General features: G+C 40.6%; 19 protein-coding genes and 1 pseudogene. 18 read left to right on the top strand and 2 right to left on the bottom strand.

All coding sequences use genetic code 11. The annotated features are described in order from the left end of the window. A pseudogene (locus P7J58_RS08995) lies at positions 1-140 on the bottom strand (IS4 family transposase); the annotation flags it as partial. Positions 141-343: 203 nt separating this feature from the next. Between P7J58_RS08995 and P7J58_RS09000 the strand changes: the two are divergent. The 9 genes from P7J58_RS09000 (at position 344) to P7J58_RS09040 (ending at position 9,074) form a co-directional block, all read left to right on the top strand. Beyond that, positions 344-1,513, top strand: coding sequence for an ABC transporter substrate-binding protein (locus P7J58_RS09000; RefSeq protein ID WP_100881557.1), 1,170 nt, complete (start codon positions 344-346; stop codon positions 1,511-1,513). Between the two features lie 195 nt (positions 1,514-1,708). Beyond that, complete coding sequence (locus P7J58_RS09005) at positions 1,709-2,596, top strand: branched-chain amino acid ABC transporter permease (RefSeq protein WP_024378397.1); 888 nt, start codon at positions 1,709-1,711, stop codon at positions 2,594-2,596. A gap of 2 nt (positions 2,597-2,598) precedes the next feature. Further along, positions 2,599-3,546: a branched-chain amino acid ABC transporter permease gene (locus P7J58_RS09010; RefSeq protein ID WP_029186197.1), complete on the top strand. Its 948-nt coding sequence runs from the start codon at positions 2,599-2,601 to the stop codon at positions 3,544-3,546. After that, positions 3,546-4,310: an ABC transporter ATP-binding protein gene (locus tag P7J58_RS09015; RefSeq protein ID WP_029186198.1), complete on the top strand. Its 765-nt coding sequence runs from the start codon at positions 3,546-3,548 to the stop codon at positions 4,308-4,310. The genes P7J58_RS09010 and P7J58_RS09015 overlap by 1 nt, the downstream gene beginning before the upstream one ends. Beyond that, entirely contained in the window at positions 4,310-5,020 is a 711-nt protein-coding gene (locus P7J58_RS09020) for an ABC transporter ATP-binding protein (protein WP_029186199.1), read from the top strand. Before P7J58_RS09015 ends, P7J58_RS09020 begins: the two co-directional genes overlap by 1 nt. A 360-nt stretch (positions 5,021-5,380) precedes the next feature. Next, a complete protein-coding gene (locus tag P7J58_RS09025; protein WP_029187747.1) occupies positions 5,381-6,136 on the top strand; it encodes an epoxyqueuosine reductase QueH in 756 nt (251 codons plus the stop codon). 83 nt (positions 6,137-6,219) lie between these two features. Further along, complete coding sequence (locus P7J58_RS09030; protein WP_002935353.1) at positions 6,220-6,876, top strand: CBS domain-containing protein; 657 nt, start codon at positions 6,220-6,222, stop codon at positions 6,874-6,876. 93 nt (positions 6,877-6,969) lie between these two features. Further along, positions 6,970-7,797 (top strand): hypothetical protein, encoded by an 828-nt coding sequence (locus tag P7J58_RS09035; protein ID WP_044690346.1) that lies wholly within the window; start codon positions 6,970-6,972, stop codon positions 7,795-7,797. Between the two features lie 5 nt (positions 7,798-7,802). Beyond that, the gene (locus P7J58_RS09040; RefSeq protein WP_099833230.1) at positions 7,803-9,074 is read left to right on the top strand and encodes a toxic anion resistance protein; all 1,272 of its coding nucleotides are present in this window, start codon (positions 7,803-7,805) and stop codon (positions 9,072-9,074) included. 36 nt (positions 9,075-9,110) lie between these two features. Here P7J58_RS09040 and P7J58_RS09045 read toward each other — a convergent pair whose 3' ends face one another. Next, on the bottom strand, positions 9,111-9,977 hold the full coding sequence (locus P7J58_RS09045) for a YitT family protein (RefSeq protein ID WP_105104801.1): 867 nt from the start codon (positions 9,975-9,977) through the stop codon (positions 9,111-9,113). 174 nt (positions 9,978-10,151) lie between these two features. Here P7J58_RS09045 and tmk point away from each other — a divergent pair, with 174 nt between their 5' ends. From tmk to P7J58_RS09090, 9 genes are all read left to right on the top strand, one after another. Further along, on the top strand, positions 10,152-10,790 hold the full coding sequence (gene tmk / locus P7J58_RS09050; protein WP_408556185.1) for a dTMP kinase: 639 nt from the start codon (positions 10,152-10,154) through the stop codon (positions 10,788-10,790). Then, complete coding sequence (locus tag P7J58_RS09055) at positions 10,787-11,671, top strand: DNA polymerase III subunit delta' (protein ID WP_408556186.1); 885 nt, start codon at positions 10,787-10,789, stop codon at positions 11,669-11,671. Before tmk ends, P7J58_RS09055 begins: the two co-directional genes overlap by 4 nt. Before the next feature lie 19 nt (positions 11,672-11,690). After that, entirely contained in the window at positions 11,691-12,008 is a 318-nt protein-coding gene (gene yabA, locus P7J58_RS09060) for a DNA replication initiation control protein YabA (RefSeq protein ID WP_002935361.1), read from the top strand. Between the two features lies 1 nt (position 12,009). Beyond that, a complete protein-coding gene (gene rsmI / locus P7J58_RS09065) occupies positions 12,010-12,873 on the top strand; it encodes a 16S rRNA (cytidine(1402)-2'-O)-methyltransferase (protein ID WP_408556187.1) in 864 nt (287 codons plus the stop codon). A gap of 119 nt (positions 12,874-12,992) precedes the next feature. Continuing rightward, the gene (gene serC, locus P7J58_RS09070) at positions 12,993-14,084 is read left to right on the top strand and encodes a 3-phosphoserine/phosphohydroxythreonine transaminase (protein WP_408556188.1); all 1,092 of its coding nucleotides are present in this window, start codon (positions 12,993-12,995) and stop codon (positions 14,082-14,084) included. Next, complete coding sequence (locus P7J58_RS09075) at positions 14,084-14,638, top strand: N-acetyltransferase family protein (protein WP_408556189.1); 555 nt, start codon at positions 14,084-14,086, stop codon at positions 14,636-14,638. The genes serC and P7J58_RS09075 overlap by 1 nt, the downstream gene beginning before the upstream one ends. A 56-nt stretch (positions 14,639-14,694) precedes the next feature. Beyond that, positions 14,695-15,876 (top strand): 3-phosphoglycerate dehydrogenase family protein, encoded by a 1,182-nt coding sequence (locus P7J58_RS09080; protein WP_408556190.1) that lies wholly within the window; start codon positions 14,695-14,697, stop codon positions 15,874-15,876. Positions 15,877-15,878: 2 nt separating this feature from the next. Further along, positions 15,879-16,373, top strand: coding sequence for a methylated-DNA--[protein]-cysteine S-methyltransferase (locus P7J58_RS09085; protein WP_408556191.1), 495 nt, complete (start codon positions 15,879-15,881; stop codon positions 16,371-16,373). Continuing rightward, positions 16,370-16,723 (top strand): arsenate reductase family protein, encoded by a 354-nt coding sequence (locus tag P7J58_RS09090; RefSeq protein ID WP_208562310.1) that lies wholly within the window; start codon positions 16,370-16,372, stop codon positions 16,721-16,723. Before P7J58_RS09085 ends, P7J58_RS09090 begins: the two co-directional genes overlap by 4 nt. The last annotated feature ends 105 nt before the right edge of the window (positions 16,724-16,828 follow it).

A 16,828-nucleotide genomic window follows, 5' to 3' on the forward strand; every position in this document is an offset into this window, starting at 1 on the left:
AGTATAGCTTGAATCATGGTTTTCATCGTTAGCTGACTTTGCCGACTAAAATCTTTTTCAGGATGAAGCACAAACTGGTTTGCGGTGGAAACGATGTCGTTAATACTATCAAGTAAATGAGCTTTAATCTGATTTAGCATGACTTTTCCCCTTTTATTTTTAGTGTACCATAGAAAAAACTAACCTACCACAAAACGTGATAGGTTAGTTAACTTAATGACATTGGTATGTATCTCCTGCTAATTTTTTATTTTTAAAATTTTTTCTTTTTTTGTTGACAATTTTCAGATAATTCAGTATATTGGATACATCGTAAAATTTAAGAAAGATTTAAGGAGTTTTCATGAAAACAAGAAAATTTGCAGTAGCGCTTGCTACATTTGCCTCTGCAGCTCTACTCGCTGCATGTGGTAATGTTTCGACAACCAATACTTCAGCCGCAGGTTCTTCTGTAGGTGATACATTTAAAATCGGCTACAACTTGGAGTTGTCAGGTGCGGTTTCATCTTATGGTCAAACAGAGGAAAAAGGTGCCAACCTTGCCGTGAAAGAAATCAATGCTGCGGGTGGTATTGACGGCAAAAAAATCGAAGTTATCACAAAAGACAACAAGTCTGAAACAGCAGAGGCAGCTACTGTTGCAACAAGCTTGGCAAGTGAAGGGGCAAACGTTGTGATTGGCCCAGCTACATCAGGAGCTTCAGCAGCCTCTATTCCAGCATTGACATCTGCTGGTGTTCCTATGATTACTCCTTCAGGAACTCAAACAAACTTGGTTGTGAACGATAAAGGTGAGGTCCAAGAATACTTCTTCCGTACAACCTTTACAGATGGGTATCAAGGTCAAATTATGGCTAAATACGCTACTGAGAACTTGTCAGCTAAGAAAGTTGTTCTTTACTTTGACAACTCTTCTGATTATGGTAAGGGTGTAGCAGAGGCGTTCAAGAAAGCATACACAGGAGAAATCGTTTCAGAAATCACATTTGCTTCTGGCGATAAAGATTTCCAAGCTGCTTTGACAAAATTGAAAGATAAGGAATTTGATGCTATCATCATGCCTGGTTACTACAATGAAACAGGTACAATTGTGAAGCAAGCTCGTGGACTTGGCTTGAATCAACCAATTCTTGGTTCAGATGGTTTTGACTCACCACAATTTACTGAATTGGCAACTGCATCAGCAGCATCAAATGTTTACTACCTTTCTGCATTTGTAACATCAGCAAGTGAAAAAGCCAAAGCATTCTATGATGCATATAAGAAAGAATACAATGAAGAGCCATCAATGTTCTCAGCTCTAGCTTACGACTCAGTTTACATGGCAGCAGAAGCAGCAAAAGGTACAGCTGATTCAGCAGCAGTGAAGGCTAATCTTGCAGCTCTGAAAGACTTTGAAGGTGTGACTGGTACAATGTCTGTTGACAAAGAGCACAATGTCGTTAAATCAGTTTATGTTGTTGGTTTAACAAACGGAGAAGAATCATCTGTAGATACTATCTCTATTGACTAATAGTGGATGAAAAGAGGGAATTCCCTCTTTTTCACTTGTCAGAATGTATAGAATAGTAGACATGCGGATATAAAATTTGGGTAAAATTTTCGGTAATGATTAAACTCCCTATCTAACTTGCTTATTTTCAGAAAATTTTGTATAATGTAACAATGCTATTGAGCTCGAAAAATATTTAGAAAGATTGGTGAACCTATGCTTCAACAACTTGTCAATGGTTTGATTCTTGGTTCTGTTTATGCCCTTTTGGCCCTTGGTTATACCATGGTGTACGGAATTATCAAACTCATTAACTTCGCCCATGGTGATTTGTATATGATGGGTGCTTTTATGGGGTACTTCCTATTAAACAATTTAACTTTTATTGCAGATGGTGGAACGCGTTTCTTTGTTGCTCTCATTCTAGCGATGGTAGGGACGGCTATTCTCGGTGTCGTTATAGAGTTTTTAGCCTATCGTCCTTTGCGTAATTCAACGCGTATAGCAGCTTTGATTACGGCTATCGGTGTATCCTTCTTCTTGGAATACACTATGGTCAAATTCTTTACAGCAGACGTAAAAGCCTTTCCACAAGCAATCGAAGCTGTGACCTTTAACCTTGGCCCAGTTTCTGTAACCAATATCCAGTTGATTATTCTTGGTGTATCGCTTGCGTTGATGGTCGCTCTTCAATTAATTGTCAAACGTACAAAAATGGGGAAAGCCATGCGTGCGGTCTCTGTAGATAGCGATGCGGCTCAGTTGATGGGGATTAACGTAAACCGTACAATCAGCTTTACTTTTGCTCTTGGGTCAGCTCTTGCGGGTGCTGCGGGTGTTCTCCTAGGTCTCTACTATAACCAGATAGAGCCTTTGATGGGGATGACGCCAGGTCTGAAAGCCTTTGTTGCGGCAGTATTGGGCGGTATCGGTATTATTCCAGGTGCAGCACTTGGTGGATTTGTTATCGGTATTATTGAAACATTTACATATGTAATCGGTTTGGATACTTTCCGTGATGCGATCGTTTATGCTGTATTAATCATCATACTCCTTGTTCGTCCAAGTGGTATTCTTGGTAAAAATGTGAAAGAGAAGGTGTAACCATGAAGCAAAATTTAAAAGTTAATGCAATTTGGTTGGCAATCTTATTAGCTGGCTTTGGAATCATTCAGGGACTTGTTTCAGCTGGTATTTTGAATTTTTACTATGTTCAAATTGTACAGCAAATCGGTATTCAGATTATCTTGGCTGTCGGCTTAAACTTGATTGTCGGTTTTTCAGGTCAATTTTCACTTGGACATGCTGGATTCATGGCTATTGGTGCCTACGCAGTGGGTATCCTTGGGAAAATGATGCCATCTTATGGTGGTTTCGCCATCGCCTTGCTTGTCGGTATGTTGGTTGCTGGAGGTGTAGCACTCTTAGTAGGTCTTCCAACATTGCGTTTGAAAGGTGACTACCTTGCTATTGCGACCCTTGGTGTTGCAGAGATTATTCGTATTTTAATTATCAATGGTGGTAGTGTAACGAATGGTGCAGCAGGTATTATGTCTATTCCACTCTTTACAAGCTGGCCTTTAGTTTATATTTTTGTAATTATCACAACCTTGGTGACAGTTAACTTCCTACGTAGTCCAATGGGACGTGCTACAATTTCTGTTCGTGAGGATGAAATTGCGGCAGAATCTGTAGGTGTCAATCCAACATTTGTTAAAGTTTCAGCCTTTGTATTTGGTGCTATGACGGCAGCCATTGCAGGTGGTCTCCATGCAGGATACGTTGGGACAATTGTTCCGAAAGATTTTGCCTTTATGACCTCCGTTAACGTTTTGATTATCATTGTATTGGGTGGTTTGGGCTCTATTACAGGTACCTTTGTAGCAGCAATTGTACTTGGTATTTTGAACGTATTCCTCAAGAGTTACTCTGATATTTCAATGATTATCTATTCATTAGCTCTTATTCTCTTGATGATTTTCCGTCCTGGAGGTCTTTTGGGAACGAAGGAATTCAGTGTAGCGGCTCTACTCAAGAAGAAGGAGGTTAAGTAATGGCATTACTTGAAGTAAAAGATTTAACCAAGAACTTCGGTGGCCTGACTGCCGTTGGTGACGTGACCATGGAACTTCATGAAGGGGAATTGGTTGGTCTTATCGGTCCAAACGGTGCTGGTAAAACGACTCTTTTCAACCTCTTAACAGGTGTTTATGAGCCAAGCGAGGGGACAATTTCTCTTGCAGGGACTATTTTGAACGGTAAAGCACCATCAAAAATTGCTTCGCTTGGTCTTGGTCGTACTTTCCAGAATATTCGTTTGTTCAAAAATATGACCGTTTTGGAAAATGTTTTGATTGGTTTGGGAAATCATGGCAAGGCTCATGTCTTTGCAAGTTTCTTCCGCCTACCAGCCTTCTACAAAAATGAAGAAGAATTAAAAGCAAAAGCAATTGATCTCTTGAAGATTTTTGATTTGGATGGCGATGCAGATACATTAGCTAAAAATCTTCCGTATGGCCAACAGCGTCGTCTGGAAATCGTTCGTGCCCTTGCGACTGAACCAAAAATTCTTTTCTTGGATGAGCCAGCGGCTGGTATGAACCCACAAGAAACGGCAGAATTGACCCAACTCATCCGTAAAATCAAAGAAGAATTTGGCATTACTATCATCTTGATCGAACACGATATGAGCTTGGTTATGGAAGTGACGGAGCGGATATACGTATTGGAGTACGGTCGTTTGATTGCCCATGGTACACCAGAAGAAATTCGTAATAATAAGCGTGTAATTGAAGCCTACCTTGGAGGTGAAGCTTAATGGCAATGTTAGAAGTAAAAAATCTTTCCGTTAACTACGGTGTTATCGAAGCTGTTAAAGATGTTAGCTTTGAGGTTAATGAAGGTGAAGTTGTAACACTTATCGGTGCTAATGGTGCTGGTAAAACCTCTATCCTTCGTACTATTTCAGGACTTGTCCGTCCATCAGTTGGAACGATCTCTTTCCTTGGAAATGAGATTCAAAAAGTTCCTGCTCGTAAAATCGTTGCAGACGGTTTGTCACAAGTTCCAGAAGGTCGACATGTCTTTGCAGGCTTGACTGTTATGGAAAACTTGGAAATGGGTGCCTTCCTTCGCAACAATCGTGAAGAAAACCAAGCAAACTTGAAAAAAATCTTTGCGCGCTTCCCACGTTTGGAGGAGCGTAAGAACCAAGATGCCGCTACCCTTTCAGGTGGTGAGCAACAGATGTTGGCCATGGGACGTGCCCTAATGAGTCAACCAAAACTCTTGCTCCTTGACGAGCCGTCAATGGGCTTGGCTCCAATCTTCATTCAAGAAATTTTTGATATCATCCAAGATATTCAAAAACAAGGAACAACTGTCCTCTTGATTGAGCAAAATGCCAACAAAGCCCTTGCTATCGCAGATCGTGGCTATGTTCTAGAAACAGGAAAAGTCGTCCTCTCAGGAACAGGAAAAGAACTCCTCGCCTCAGAAGAAGTCAAAAAAGCATATCTGGGTGGCTAAAAAGGTCCGGGGGACCTTTTTAGGTCGGAGATGAGAACCGCTGGTAAGCGGTTTTCTTTATAAGTGGGTTACCCCACGTTTTAAGTTGGAGATGAGAAACGCCGGCGGGCGTTTCTCTTTATATCAAGATTGGGCTGTTTTAATCGGGAGATAGGAAAACCAGTAATGCATGTTGCTGGTTTGTCCCCACCTTGACGGGTTGTTTTAGGTTGGAGATGAGAAACGCCGGCAGGCGTTTTTCTTTATATCAAGGTCCGAGGGACCTTTTTAGGTTGGAAATGGGGAGTGTTCTCTCATGTTATTGCTATCTATGCAGTGGTCTTCAAATATAGTATAATGAATGTATATTTGGAGGTTTGTATGATTAAAGTTGAAGAGATTTTATCGACTCTATCACCGAATCAAAAGGTTAACTATGATAAAGTGTTTCAAAAAATGGCAAGCACGTGGCAGGAAGCTGGGCTTCGACCGAACATTCTCATGCATGTCTGTTGTGCCCCATGCTCGACCTATACATTGGAGTACTTGACTCAATATGCAGATGTAACCATCTATTTTGCGAATTCCAATATTCATCCAAAGGCGGAATACCAGCGGCGGGCAGCCGTGACGGCCCAGTTTGTCAAAGAATTTAATCAGAAAACTGGACAGTCGGTAGGCTACCTAGAAGCTGACTATAGCCCTCAGGAATTTTTCAAGAAAACTCAGCATCTTGCCAATGAGCCAGAGGGAGGAGATCGGTGTAAGGTTTGCTATGATTATCGGTTGGATAAGACTGCGGAGAAGGCAGTTGAGCTTGGTTTTGACTATTTTGGTTCGGCTTTGACAATCAGTCCACATAAGAATTCGCAGACCATCAATGCTGTTGGGATTGAGGTGCAGAAATTATACGATACCCAGTATCTTCCGAGTGACTTTAAGAAAAATGGAGGCTATCAGCGTTCAGTTCAAATGTGTGAAGAGTATGACATTTATCGCCAGTGCTATTGTGGCTGTGTCTATGGAGCCAATACCCAAGGTGTCAATCTCGTACAGGTAAAAAAAGAAGCCTTGGAATTTTTAAAAACGCACAGAGATTATTCCCACATTCCTTTCAAGGTATTGGATAAGAATTGATTTTCATTTCTTTTCATTAAATATTGAAATCGTTTTCGGATTTGTGGTATAATAAAGTATGATTTACCAAAGGAGGAAGTCCTATGTCTGTTAAAGATTTTATGACCCGTAAAGTTGTTTATATTTCACCAGATACAACCATTGCACACGCTGCAGATATTATGCGTGAACAGGATTTGCACCGTCTACCTGTTATTGAAAATGATAAGTTGGTTGGTTTGGTCACTGAGGGAACGATCGCAGAAGCTAGTCCATCGAAGGCAACTAGCCTATCTATTTACGAGATGAACTACCTTTTGAATAAGACTAAGGTCAAGGATGTGATGATTAAGAATGTTATCACAGTCTCAGGTTATGCTAGTCTTGAAGATGCTGCTTATCTCATGTATAAAAACAAAGTGGGGATTCTTCCAGTTGTTGACAACGGTCAACTATATGGGGTCATTACTGATCGTGATATATTTGCAGCTTTTCTTCATGTCTCAGGTTATGGAGAAGAAGGAGTACGCGCTCGGTTCCTTGTTGAAAATAAGGCAGGGGAGTTAGAAAAAATTATTCGATTGGTGGCGGATAAGGATTATAATATTGTATCTACTGTGCAACTTGCTACCAAGTCTGGAAAAGTTGTCATCGAAGTGCAGATTGACGGAAAAGTTGATGTTGAAGAAGTTCGAACTCTTTTCGAGGGTGCAGGTATCCAAGTGGATAGCTTGGTTCCGACTGTTGCTAAAAACATTTAAAAACCGAGATTTCTCGGTTTTTTTCTTTAGCTATCATTCTAGTATTTTAGGGGAATGTGATATAATAAAGTATATCACGTATGAGGAGGCTCTATGGGGTACAAATATAAAAAGTATAAGAAATATGGTAAAAATAATTCAGGACTTGTGGCCCTCCTTGTTTTATTGGCAATCGGTTTTGTCATGAGTTTCTGGTATATCTTATTGCCCATTGGGCTCTTAATTGGCTATTTTTACAAGAGAGAGGCTATCCAGCGTTTTTTGAATGGAGATTCTATAAAACGCTTGCAGGTATTAGCGCTATCTATTCGTTCGGGTTATGAAAAGCATCAAGAGCTCTTGGTGGAAAAGGGTGAGGATAAGGTTGTGTTACAGTTGCGAAACAGACTGTTAGGACAATTATTTGAATTAGATCAGCTCTATCAAAAAGTTGGTAAATATCTGAATGGATATGAAAGTAAAGAAGTTGTAGATACCTTGCAACTAAAATATCATTTAAAACTGCCAGAAGCTAAAACAGAAAAAAATACTGACACACAGGTTTCTACTGGTGGTAATGCTGTGATGGATGAACAAGGCATGATAGCGGATTTAGCTCCTGAAATTCTAGAAACCTATTGTAATATTCAAAGAGACAATCTTGTTATTCTTGAAAAGCTGGAAAAGGCGACAGATAAGCGGGAAGAATTGACAGCTATCCATGAGGCCAATATGAATCGGTTTAACGATATTTTACAGGGTTATTTGAAAATCAAAAAATCACCGAAAGATTATTTTAACGCAGAAGAACGATTGGTGCAGGCAAAATCAGCCATGGAAATGTTTGATAAGGATTTGGATGATACCATCAAACAATTTAACGAAGCGGATATGAAAGATTTTGAAGTCAGTCTTCGTATGATGAAAAGAGAAGAGGAATAGAGAAGATGTCAGGATTTAATTTCGATATTGATCAGATTGCTAATAATAGTTTATCAACCAAAGATAAGACAACAGAGCTTATTCAAGCGACTCCGACTGGAGATAATTCAAAAGTGTCTTTCTTGGCACAGTTGACACCGGAACAACAAACAGGTATTCGTGCCAAGGCTCCCCAATTGGTGGATAATTTCTTAGCTAATCAAAATGCCCTCTTGGATTTTGGTAAGGAAGCGGTAGAAGAAGTCAATGCCACGGTCAATCACATTTTGTCAGAACAGAAGAAGATTGAAATTCCACAGGTGGATGAGCTTTTGGCCAATACCAACCGTGAATTGAATGGTTTTGTGGCTAAGTATAAGGACATTTCCACAACTGCTGAATTAGAAAAGAAACCAGGTTTCTTCCAACGCCTGTTCAAGCAGACCAAAAATGATTTGCAGGAATTTTATTTTGATTCGCAGACCATTGAAAAGAAAATGGATAGCATGGCAGCCAGTGTGGTCAAGCAGGAAGAGGTGTTGGCGCGCAATATTGTTTCTGCAGAGCTTTTGATTGAAAATAATACCAAGTCTATCGAGAATTTGGTGGGGGTCATCGCCTTTATTGAAGCGACTGGTCAAGAGGCTGCCCAGCGAGCAAAAGCAGAGCAAGAACGCTTGGCAGGTCTGCAACCAACTACGGTAGATTATCAAGTAGCTTCTGAGAAGTTAGCACGTGTAACAGAGGTTGCTAATATCCTCGAACAACAACATTCTGAGTACATGAGTCGCCTCTATGTTGCCTGGACAACAACACCACAAATGCGCAATCTTGTCAAAGTTTCGTCGGATATGAAGCAACGTTTGGGTATGTTGCGCCGCAATACCATTCCAACAATGAAGCTGTCAATTGCCCAGTTGGGTATCCTCCAACAGTCTATCAAGTCTAGTCAGACAGCGGATACCATTGTTAATGCCAACAATGCGGCTCTTCAAATGCTGGCGGATACGTCAAAAGAAGCCATCCCGATGATGGAACGCACAGCTCAGAATCCGACCCTTTCAGTAGCATCTGTTACCAAATTGGCAGAAAGTTTGGTTGCCCAAAATAATGGCATTATTGCAGCTATAGATGAAGGGCGTCAGAAACGTCGGGAGTTGGAAGCAGCTATTGTACGGTCTGCAGAGACTATCAATGATTCTGTTAAGCTACGCGATCAAAAAATCATTGCTGCTTTGCTGGAGCAAGGCAAAGAAGCACAGTCTGAGGCAGAGCAACCACTTGAAACCAATCAATAATATAAAACCTGCAGTTCAGCGAAACTGCAGGTTTGTTTAATGGCGTTCTATTGGTTTTTTATCTCGATCTAAAGTAAATCCCTCACCGAGTACTTCATGTGCGTCTGTAATGGTGATAAATGCGTGGGGGTCAATGCGATGAATAAGCTCCTTCATCTCTTGGAGTTGGCTCTTATATATGACCGAGTAAATCATGTTGACATTGGCTTTGCTGTAGAAACCTTGTGCTTTGATAAAGGTGACACCACGCTCGATTTCACAATCAATAGCCTGAGCCAATTGGTCAGATTTTTGAGAAACAATCATAACACCCTTGCTACCATATCCGCCCTCCGTGACAAAGTCAATAACCTTGGAAGCAATAGCAACCATCATTAAAGTATATAGAACTGTTCGGAGGTCTTTAAAAACAATAACAATCAGAGTTAGGATGAGGATGTCAACTGCAAGAATGATTTGTCCAATGGAGTAAGGTAGGAATTTATGACCTATACGAGCAATAATATCGCTTCCCCCAGTCGTTCCGCCAGCACGGAAGATGGTTCCTAATCCTAGTCCCATAAGAATCCCACCAAGGATACTAACGAGTATCAAATCTTGTTGTAGATTGATTGAAAAATGGATTTTTTCAAAAATGGCCAACCAAAAGGTAACGCTAAAGGTTCCTAAGATACTGAGATAGAGAGTCTTCTTTCCGAGTATTTTCCACCCGAGGATGAACAATGGAATATTAATCACAATGTTCATTATCCAAGGTTGAATATGAAAAAGGTAGTAAATAATCAGCGTCAATCCAGTTGCGCCACCCTCGAATAGACGATTGGGCATGATTAAATAATTTAGCCCAAAGGCAAATAGCCCTGCACCAAGCAAAATAAGTAAAATATTTTTCAAACGAACCATAAGCACCTCCGAATATGTGTGTATATCAATTTTAAAAGATTTTCTCCTTAAAAACAAGTCAATTTTCAAGTGATTTTTTGACTAATTTTTGGTAAAATGGAATGAATATCTAAGAACCAGTCTTCATAAGTGAAGTGCTGGACTGTGCATACTGGTACTAAGAGCGAGGGAAAGATGAGAAACGGTTTTTTTATTACATTTGAAGGTCCAGATGGGGCAGGGAAAACAACGGTATTGCAACAGTTATTGCCAGCCTTGCAGGAATTGGGGCCAGAAGTAGTCACAACTAGAGAGCCAGGTGGGGTGGCTATTGCAGAAGAAATTCGCAATATTATTTTGAACCCTGCAAATACTGAAATGGATGATAAGACGGAGCTGTTATTGTTCATTGCAGCACGACGTCAGCATTTGAAAGAAAAGATTCTTCCACCCTTGGCACAGGGGAAATTGCTCTTGATTGATCGTTTTATCGATTCCTCTATTGCCTATCAAGGATTTGGACGGGGTTTGGATATAGACGACATTCATTGGCTCAACCAGTTTGCAACAGATGGTTTAAAGCCAGATTTAACCCTCTATTTTGATATTGATACAGAAGAAGGGCTGGCTCGAATTGCCCGCAATGCTGACCGTGATGTGGATCGCTTGGATATGGAAAAAGCAGATATGCATAGACGGGTGCGTCAAGGCTATCTTAATATTTTAGAGCAGGAACCAGAGCGGTTTGTAAAGATTGATGCCAGTCAGCCACTAGAGGCTGTTGTTGCAGATACTCTGGCGGTCATTAGGAAACGGTTTGCAGAAAGAACATGAAGATTGAAGAACTTAGAAACTTACAACCCAATGTATTTCAACGCTTTGTGACAATTTTAGAGCAGAGACGTTTGGCGCATGCCTATCTATTTTCAGGTGACTTTGCTAGTTTTGATATGGCAATTTTTCTCAGTCAATCGTTATTTTGTCAGGAGAAAGAAGGCGTCCTTCCTTGTCAGAAGTGTCGGTCTTGTCGTCTAATTGAAGCAAATGAGTTTTCAGATCTTACTGTTATTGCACCGCAGGGAAATGTTATCAAAACAGATACGATACGTGAATTAGTTAAGAATTTTTCACAATCTGGATTTGAATCCAATAAGCAGGTTTTCATTATTCGTGATGCTGAGAAGATGCATGCTAACGCAGCCAACTCTTTGCTAAAAGTGATTGAAGAACCTCAGTCAGCCATTCACATCTTCTTATTGACCGATCAGGAAGAAGCTGTCCTTCCTACTATCAAGAGTCGGACACAGATTATAGGTTTTCCTAAAAATATTCCGGCCATGGAGCGAATGTTAGAAGAGGAGGGCTTGTTAAAAACACAAGCGAATCTCTTAGCTCAACTGGTTTCAAGTCAAGAAGAAGCGAAAAAGTTAGCAGAAAATAAAAACTTTTTAGATTTGATGGGACAGGCAAAGAAATTTACAGACTTGCTCTTGGTGGAGCCTACACGTGCTTATTTGCAAGTTGGAATCCTAGTGTCTTTAGCTGTGGAAAAAGCTGAGCAGGGACGTTTGTTTGACCTTCTGAGTCTGATATTATCTGAGAAAATGATGGAATCGGCAAACGTACGTGAAAAAATGGATGCTGTTCTTAAGGCTAAGAAGATGTGGCAGGCAAACGTAAGTCTACAAAATAGTCTAGAGTATATAACTCTGTAAAATAAATGAAAGGGAGATAATGGATAAAAAAGAAATTTTTGATGCCCTAGATGATTTTTCGCAGAATCTTCTAACCACGTTGGCAGAAGTGGATGCTATCAAAAAGCATTTACAGGGAGTTATTGATGAAAATACGACCCTCCGCTTGGAAAATTCCAAGTTGCGCGAACGTTTGGAAAAAGAAGATAAGACAGGCCATAAATCTTCCAACTTTGGTAAGGAGAATTTGGAGAATATTTACGAAGATGGTTTCCATATTTGTACCTTCTCTTATGGTCAACGTAGGGATAATGATGAACCTTGTATGTTCTGTGTAGAATTATTGAATCGAGATTAGGATGAAAGTACAAAAATCATTTAAGGGACAGACGAGTTTTGGGACTTTATATCTGGTGCCAACACCTATTGGAAACTTACAGGATATGACATTCCGAGCTGTTCAGATCTTGAAAGAGGTGGATATAATTGCAGCGGAAGATACGAGAAATACAGGCCTCCTACTCAAACATTTTGAAGTAGAAACCAAGCAAATATCCTTTCATGAACACAATGCCCATGAAAAAATTCCAGTTTTGATTGATTGGCTCAAATCTGGTCAGTCCATTGCGCAAGTTTCTGATGCAGGCTTGCCTTCCATTTCGGATCCTGGCCATGACCTGGTAGGGGCAGCGATTGCGGAAGATATTCCTGTTGTAGCACTTCCAGGAGCATCGGCAGGAATTACAGCCTTGATTGCATCTGGTTTGGCACCCCAACCACATATTTTTTATGGATTTTTACCGAGAAAATCGGGGCAGCAAAAAGAATTTTTCCAAGAAAAAAAGACCTATCCTGAGACGCAAATTTTCTATGAATCTCCATATCGTGTGGCAGATACCTTAGAAAATATGTTGACAGTTTATGGTGATCGTCAGGTAACAGTTGTTCGAGAATTGACCAAGTTATACGAAGAATACCAGAGAGGAAGCATTTCCGAATTACTAGAGTATTTGGAAGAAAATCCACTTAAGGGAGAATGCTTGATTATTGTCGAGGGTGCTGGTGAGGAAGTCTATCCTTCTGTTGACGAAGTAGACTTGAAGGCTGAGGTAGAAAGGGAAATTGCAAGTGGCATAAAACCTAATCAGGCTATCAAAGAAGTGGCCAAACGCTACCAACTCAAAAAACAAGAAGTATACGATATATATCATGGACTAGGCTAATGCTTGGTCTTTTTAGTTTTTAGGTATTTTCCGTACCTTTTCTGAGAACTCAGCATATTTTATGGAATTGTCTGAATATTTGTGATACAATGAACAGACTAACTTAATGGAGGGATTTTATGACAATCTACAACTTCTCTGCAGGTCCTGCAGTATTGCCAAAACCAGTGCTTGAACGTGCCCAAGCTGAATTCTTGGACTACAATGGTTCGGGAATGAGTGTTTTGGAGATGTCCCATCGCTCCAAGGACTTCGATGATATTATTAAAGGTGCTGAAGCGACCCTGCGTGAATTGATGGCCATTCCAGAAAACTACAAGGTGTTGTTCTTACAAGGTGGAGCTTCTTTGGAATTTACCATGATTCCTCTCAACTTTGCCCAAGGTAAAAAAGCCTACTATCTTGTCGGTGGCTCATGGGGTAAAAAAGCCTATACTGAGGCTGTGAAGCTGTCTAAAACAATTGCCTTTGAACCAATTTTGCTTGGCTCTACGGAAGATATCACCTATGCAGAATTGCCAACCTTTGATAAAAACGATATTGATCCAACTGCTGCTTACGTGCATTTGACAACAAATAACACTATTGAAGGAACAGCAGTTTATGATATTCCTGATACCAATGGTGTGCCAGTCATTGCCGATATGTCTTCAAACATCTTAGCGGCTCGCTATAATGTTGAAGATTTTGCCATGATTTATGCAGGTGCTCAGAAGAACATTGGTCCAGCTGGAGTAACAGTTGTCATTGTGCGTGAGGATTTCCTCAACAACCAACCAATGCTTTCAAGCATGTTGGATTACCGCATTCAAGCAGAAAATGAATCACTTTACAATACACCACCAGCTTATTCTATCTATATTTCTAAACTCGTCTTTGAATGGGTAAAAGAAATCGGTGGTGTGGACGAAATGGAAAAAATCAACCGTGAAAAATCTGGTTTGCTTTATGACTATATCGACCAGTCTAATTTCTATACAAACCCTGTTCGTAAAAAAGAAGAGCGTTCAGTAGCGAACATTCCTTTTGTCTCACCAAGTGAGGAATTGGATGCCAAGTTTGTCAAAGAAGCAACAGCAGCTGGTTTTAAAAACATCAAAGGTCACCGTTCAGTAGGTGGGATGCGGGCGTCGCTCTATAATGCTTTCCCACGTCAAGGTGTGGTTGAATTGATTGAATTCATGAAAAAATTTGCAACGGAGAATGCTTAATGGAAATTAGATTAGCACATCCCAATGAGCTGGAGGCTATTGTCGATATTCTTGAAGATGCTCGTGCATTTCTAGCAACCTCCGGTATCAATCAATGGCAGGGAGAGTATCCAAATAAAGAGGATATCTTTGATGACATTCTTTCTGGCAGAGGTTACGTTGGTCTAGTTGACGGTAAGGTGGCAGCTTATGCCGCCGTTCATCGTGGTCAAGAAGCAGAATATGAGGCCATATATGAAGGAAAATGGCAGCACAATCATCCTGTATATACAACATTTCACAGAATTGCAGCAGCTGACGAATTTCGTGGTCAAGGAATCATACAAACTTTTTTGCAAGGTTTAATTGAAGGTCAAAAAGGACCGGATTTCCGCTGTGATACCCACGAGCAGAATAAGACAATGCAGCACATTCTAAAAAAATTAGGCTATGTCTATTGTGGTAAAGTCCCAATAGACGGAGAACGTCTAGCCTATCAAAAAATCAAGCATAAGAGCGAGCGAAGTCTTTACCAGGAAATCAGTGAAGACGACCGTTGGTTGCTTGGGAAATAATTAATGAAATAAAGAAAGTCAGGCGGCAGCTATTCCGCCTTTTTAGGTAAAAATAAATGGTATTTAGCGTACGTACTTTTAACAATATTAATCAAGTTGGTTTGAAGGAATTGGGTAATCGTTTCCAGATTGATGGTGACTATGCGGCCAATCCAGATGCCTTTATTATTCGATCTGAAAATTTGCATGGCTTTGATTTTCCTGAAAATCTAAAAGCTATTGCACGTGCTGGTGCGGGGACTAATAATATTCCAATCGAAGAGGCAACAGAGAAAGGTATTGTGGTCTTTAACACTCCAGGTGCCAATGCCAATGCCGTAAAAGAAGCGGTTATTGCCTCTATCCTTTTGTCTGCCCGTGACTATATCGGAGCGACAGCTTGGGCAAATACATTGTCAGGAGATGATGTACCTAAGCAGGTTGAAGCAGGTAAGAAGCAGTTTGCTGGGACAGAAATTTCAGGTAAGACACTTGGTGTTATCGGACTTGGTGCTATCGGTGCGCGTATTGCCAACGATGCCCGTCGTCTGGGTATGAATGTTCTCGGTTACGATCCATATGTGTCAGTTGAAACAGCATGGACTATTTCCAGTCATGTCAAACGTGTGGATGATTTGAAAGAAATCTTTAGCAACGCGGATTACATTACTGTTCATGTTCCTTTGACAGACAAGACCCGCGATTTATTCAATGCGGATAGCTTTGGTCAAATGAAGAAAGGAACGACTTTGATTAACTTCGCCCGTGGTGAGTTGGTCAATAACGCTGACCTGTTTGAAGCTATCGAAGCAGGAGTTATCAAGAACTACATCACTGACTTTGGGACAGAAGAAGTGCTCAACAAGGACAATATTATCGTCTTCCCACACGTTGGTGGGTCAACAGAAGAAGCGGAGCTCAACTGTGCTATTGCGGCTGGGCAGACCATTCGTCGCTTTATGGAAACGGGTGAAATCATCAACTCAGTCAATTTCCCAAATGTCAAACAGTTCTTGGATGCTCCCTATCGGATTACCCTTATCAACAAAAACATTCCAAACATGGTGGCAAAAATTACCACAGCTGTGTCTGAATTGGGCATCAACATTGACAACATTATCAATAAGTCAAAAGGTGATTATGCCTATACCTTGTTAGACTTGGATGAAGCAGATAAGGCGAAGATTGACCTCTTGGTTGCTAAACTTGAAACGACTGAGGCCATTGTCAAAGTGCGTGTCATTCAGAATAAAAACTAATCATGCTGTATAAACAAATCTATCACAGTCCACTTGGGCCTATGTCCCTTGTTGCTAGTGATAGGGGCATGCGCGGAGCCTGGTTTGAGGACCAGAAGTTTTTTGAACGAGGCTTGAATGAGAAAGCTATTTTAGCCCCCCATCCCATTTTAGACCAGACCAGTCTCTTGTTGGATGCTTATTTTTCAGGTCAAGATGTGGATTTTACTAGCCTGCCTCTTGAAGCTATTGGGACGGAATTTCAGGAAAAAGTCTGGGCTTTATTGAAAGAAATCCCTCATGCTCAGACGACTAGCTATGGACAACTGGCTCAGCAACTGGGAGTCTGTTCAGGGCAGGCAGTCGGTGGAGCAGTTGGGCGTAATCCTTATTCTATTATTGTTCCTTGTCACCGAGTTCTCAATCAAAAAGGGCAGTTGACAGGATATGCAGGAGGACTGGATAAGAAAATCTGGCTCTTGCAACACGAAAATCCGAGATTTGAGGTGAAGAAATGATCTTATTTTATGAATATCCCAAGTGTTCGACCTGTCGGGCAGCAAAAGCAGAGCTGAAAAGTTTGGGCTTGGAATTTGAAGCTATTGACATCAAGGCAACCCCTCCAAGTGCTGACCAGCTCAAATCCTGGATGGAAGCAACAGGTTTAGACTTGAAAAAATATTTCAATACTTCAGGCAATAGCTACCGCGAACTTGGTCTGAAGGATAAATTTGACAGTTTAACGGTGGATCAAGCATTAGACTTATTAGCTAATGATGGGATGTTGATTAAACGTCCTCTCTTGATTCAAGATGGAAAAATATTACAGATTGGCTATCGTACAAAATATGAAAATCTCGGTTTATAAGGCCGAGATTTTTTATTGACTATAAAAGTCTATAAAGGCAATAGTTACCAATCATGAAACGAGTATAAATAAACATAATAAACATATATGAAACTGTGATATATT

This window comes from Streptococcus suis (genome assembly GCF_046032535.1).
GTDB classification, from domain to species: Bacteria; Bacillota; Bacilli; order Lactobacillales; family Streptococcaceae; genus Streptococcus; species Streptococcus suis_AK.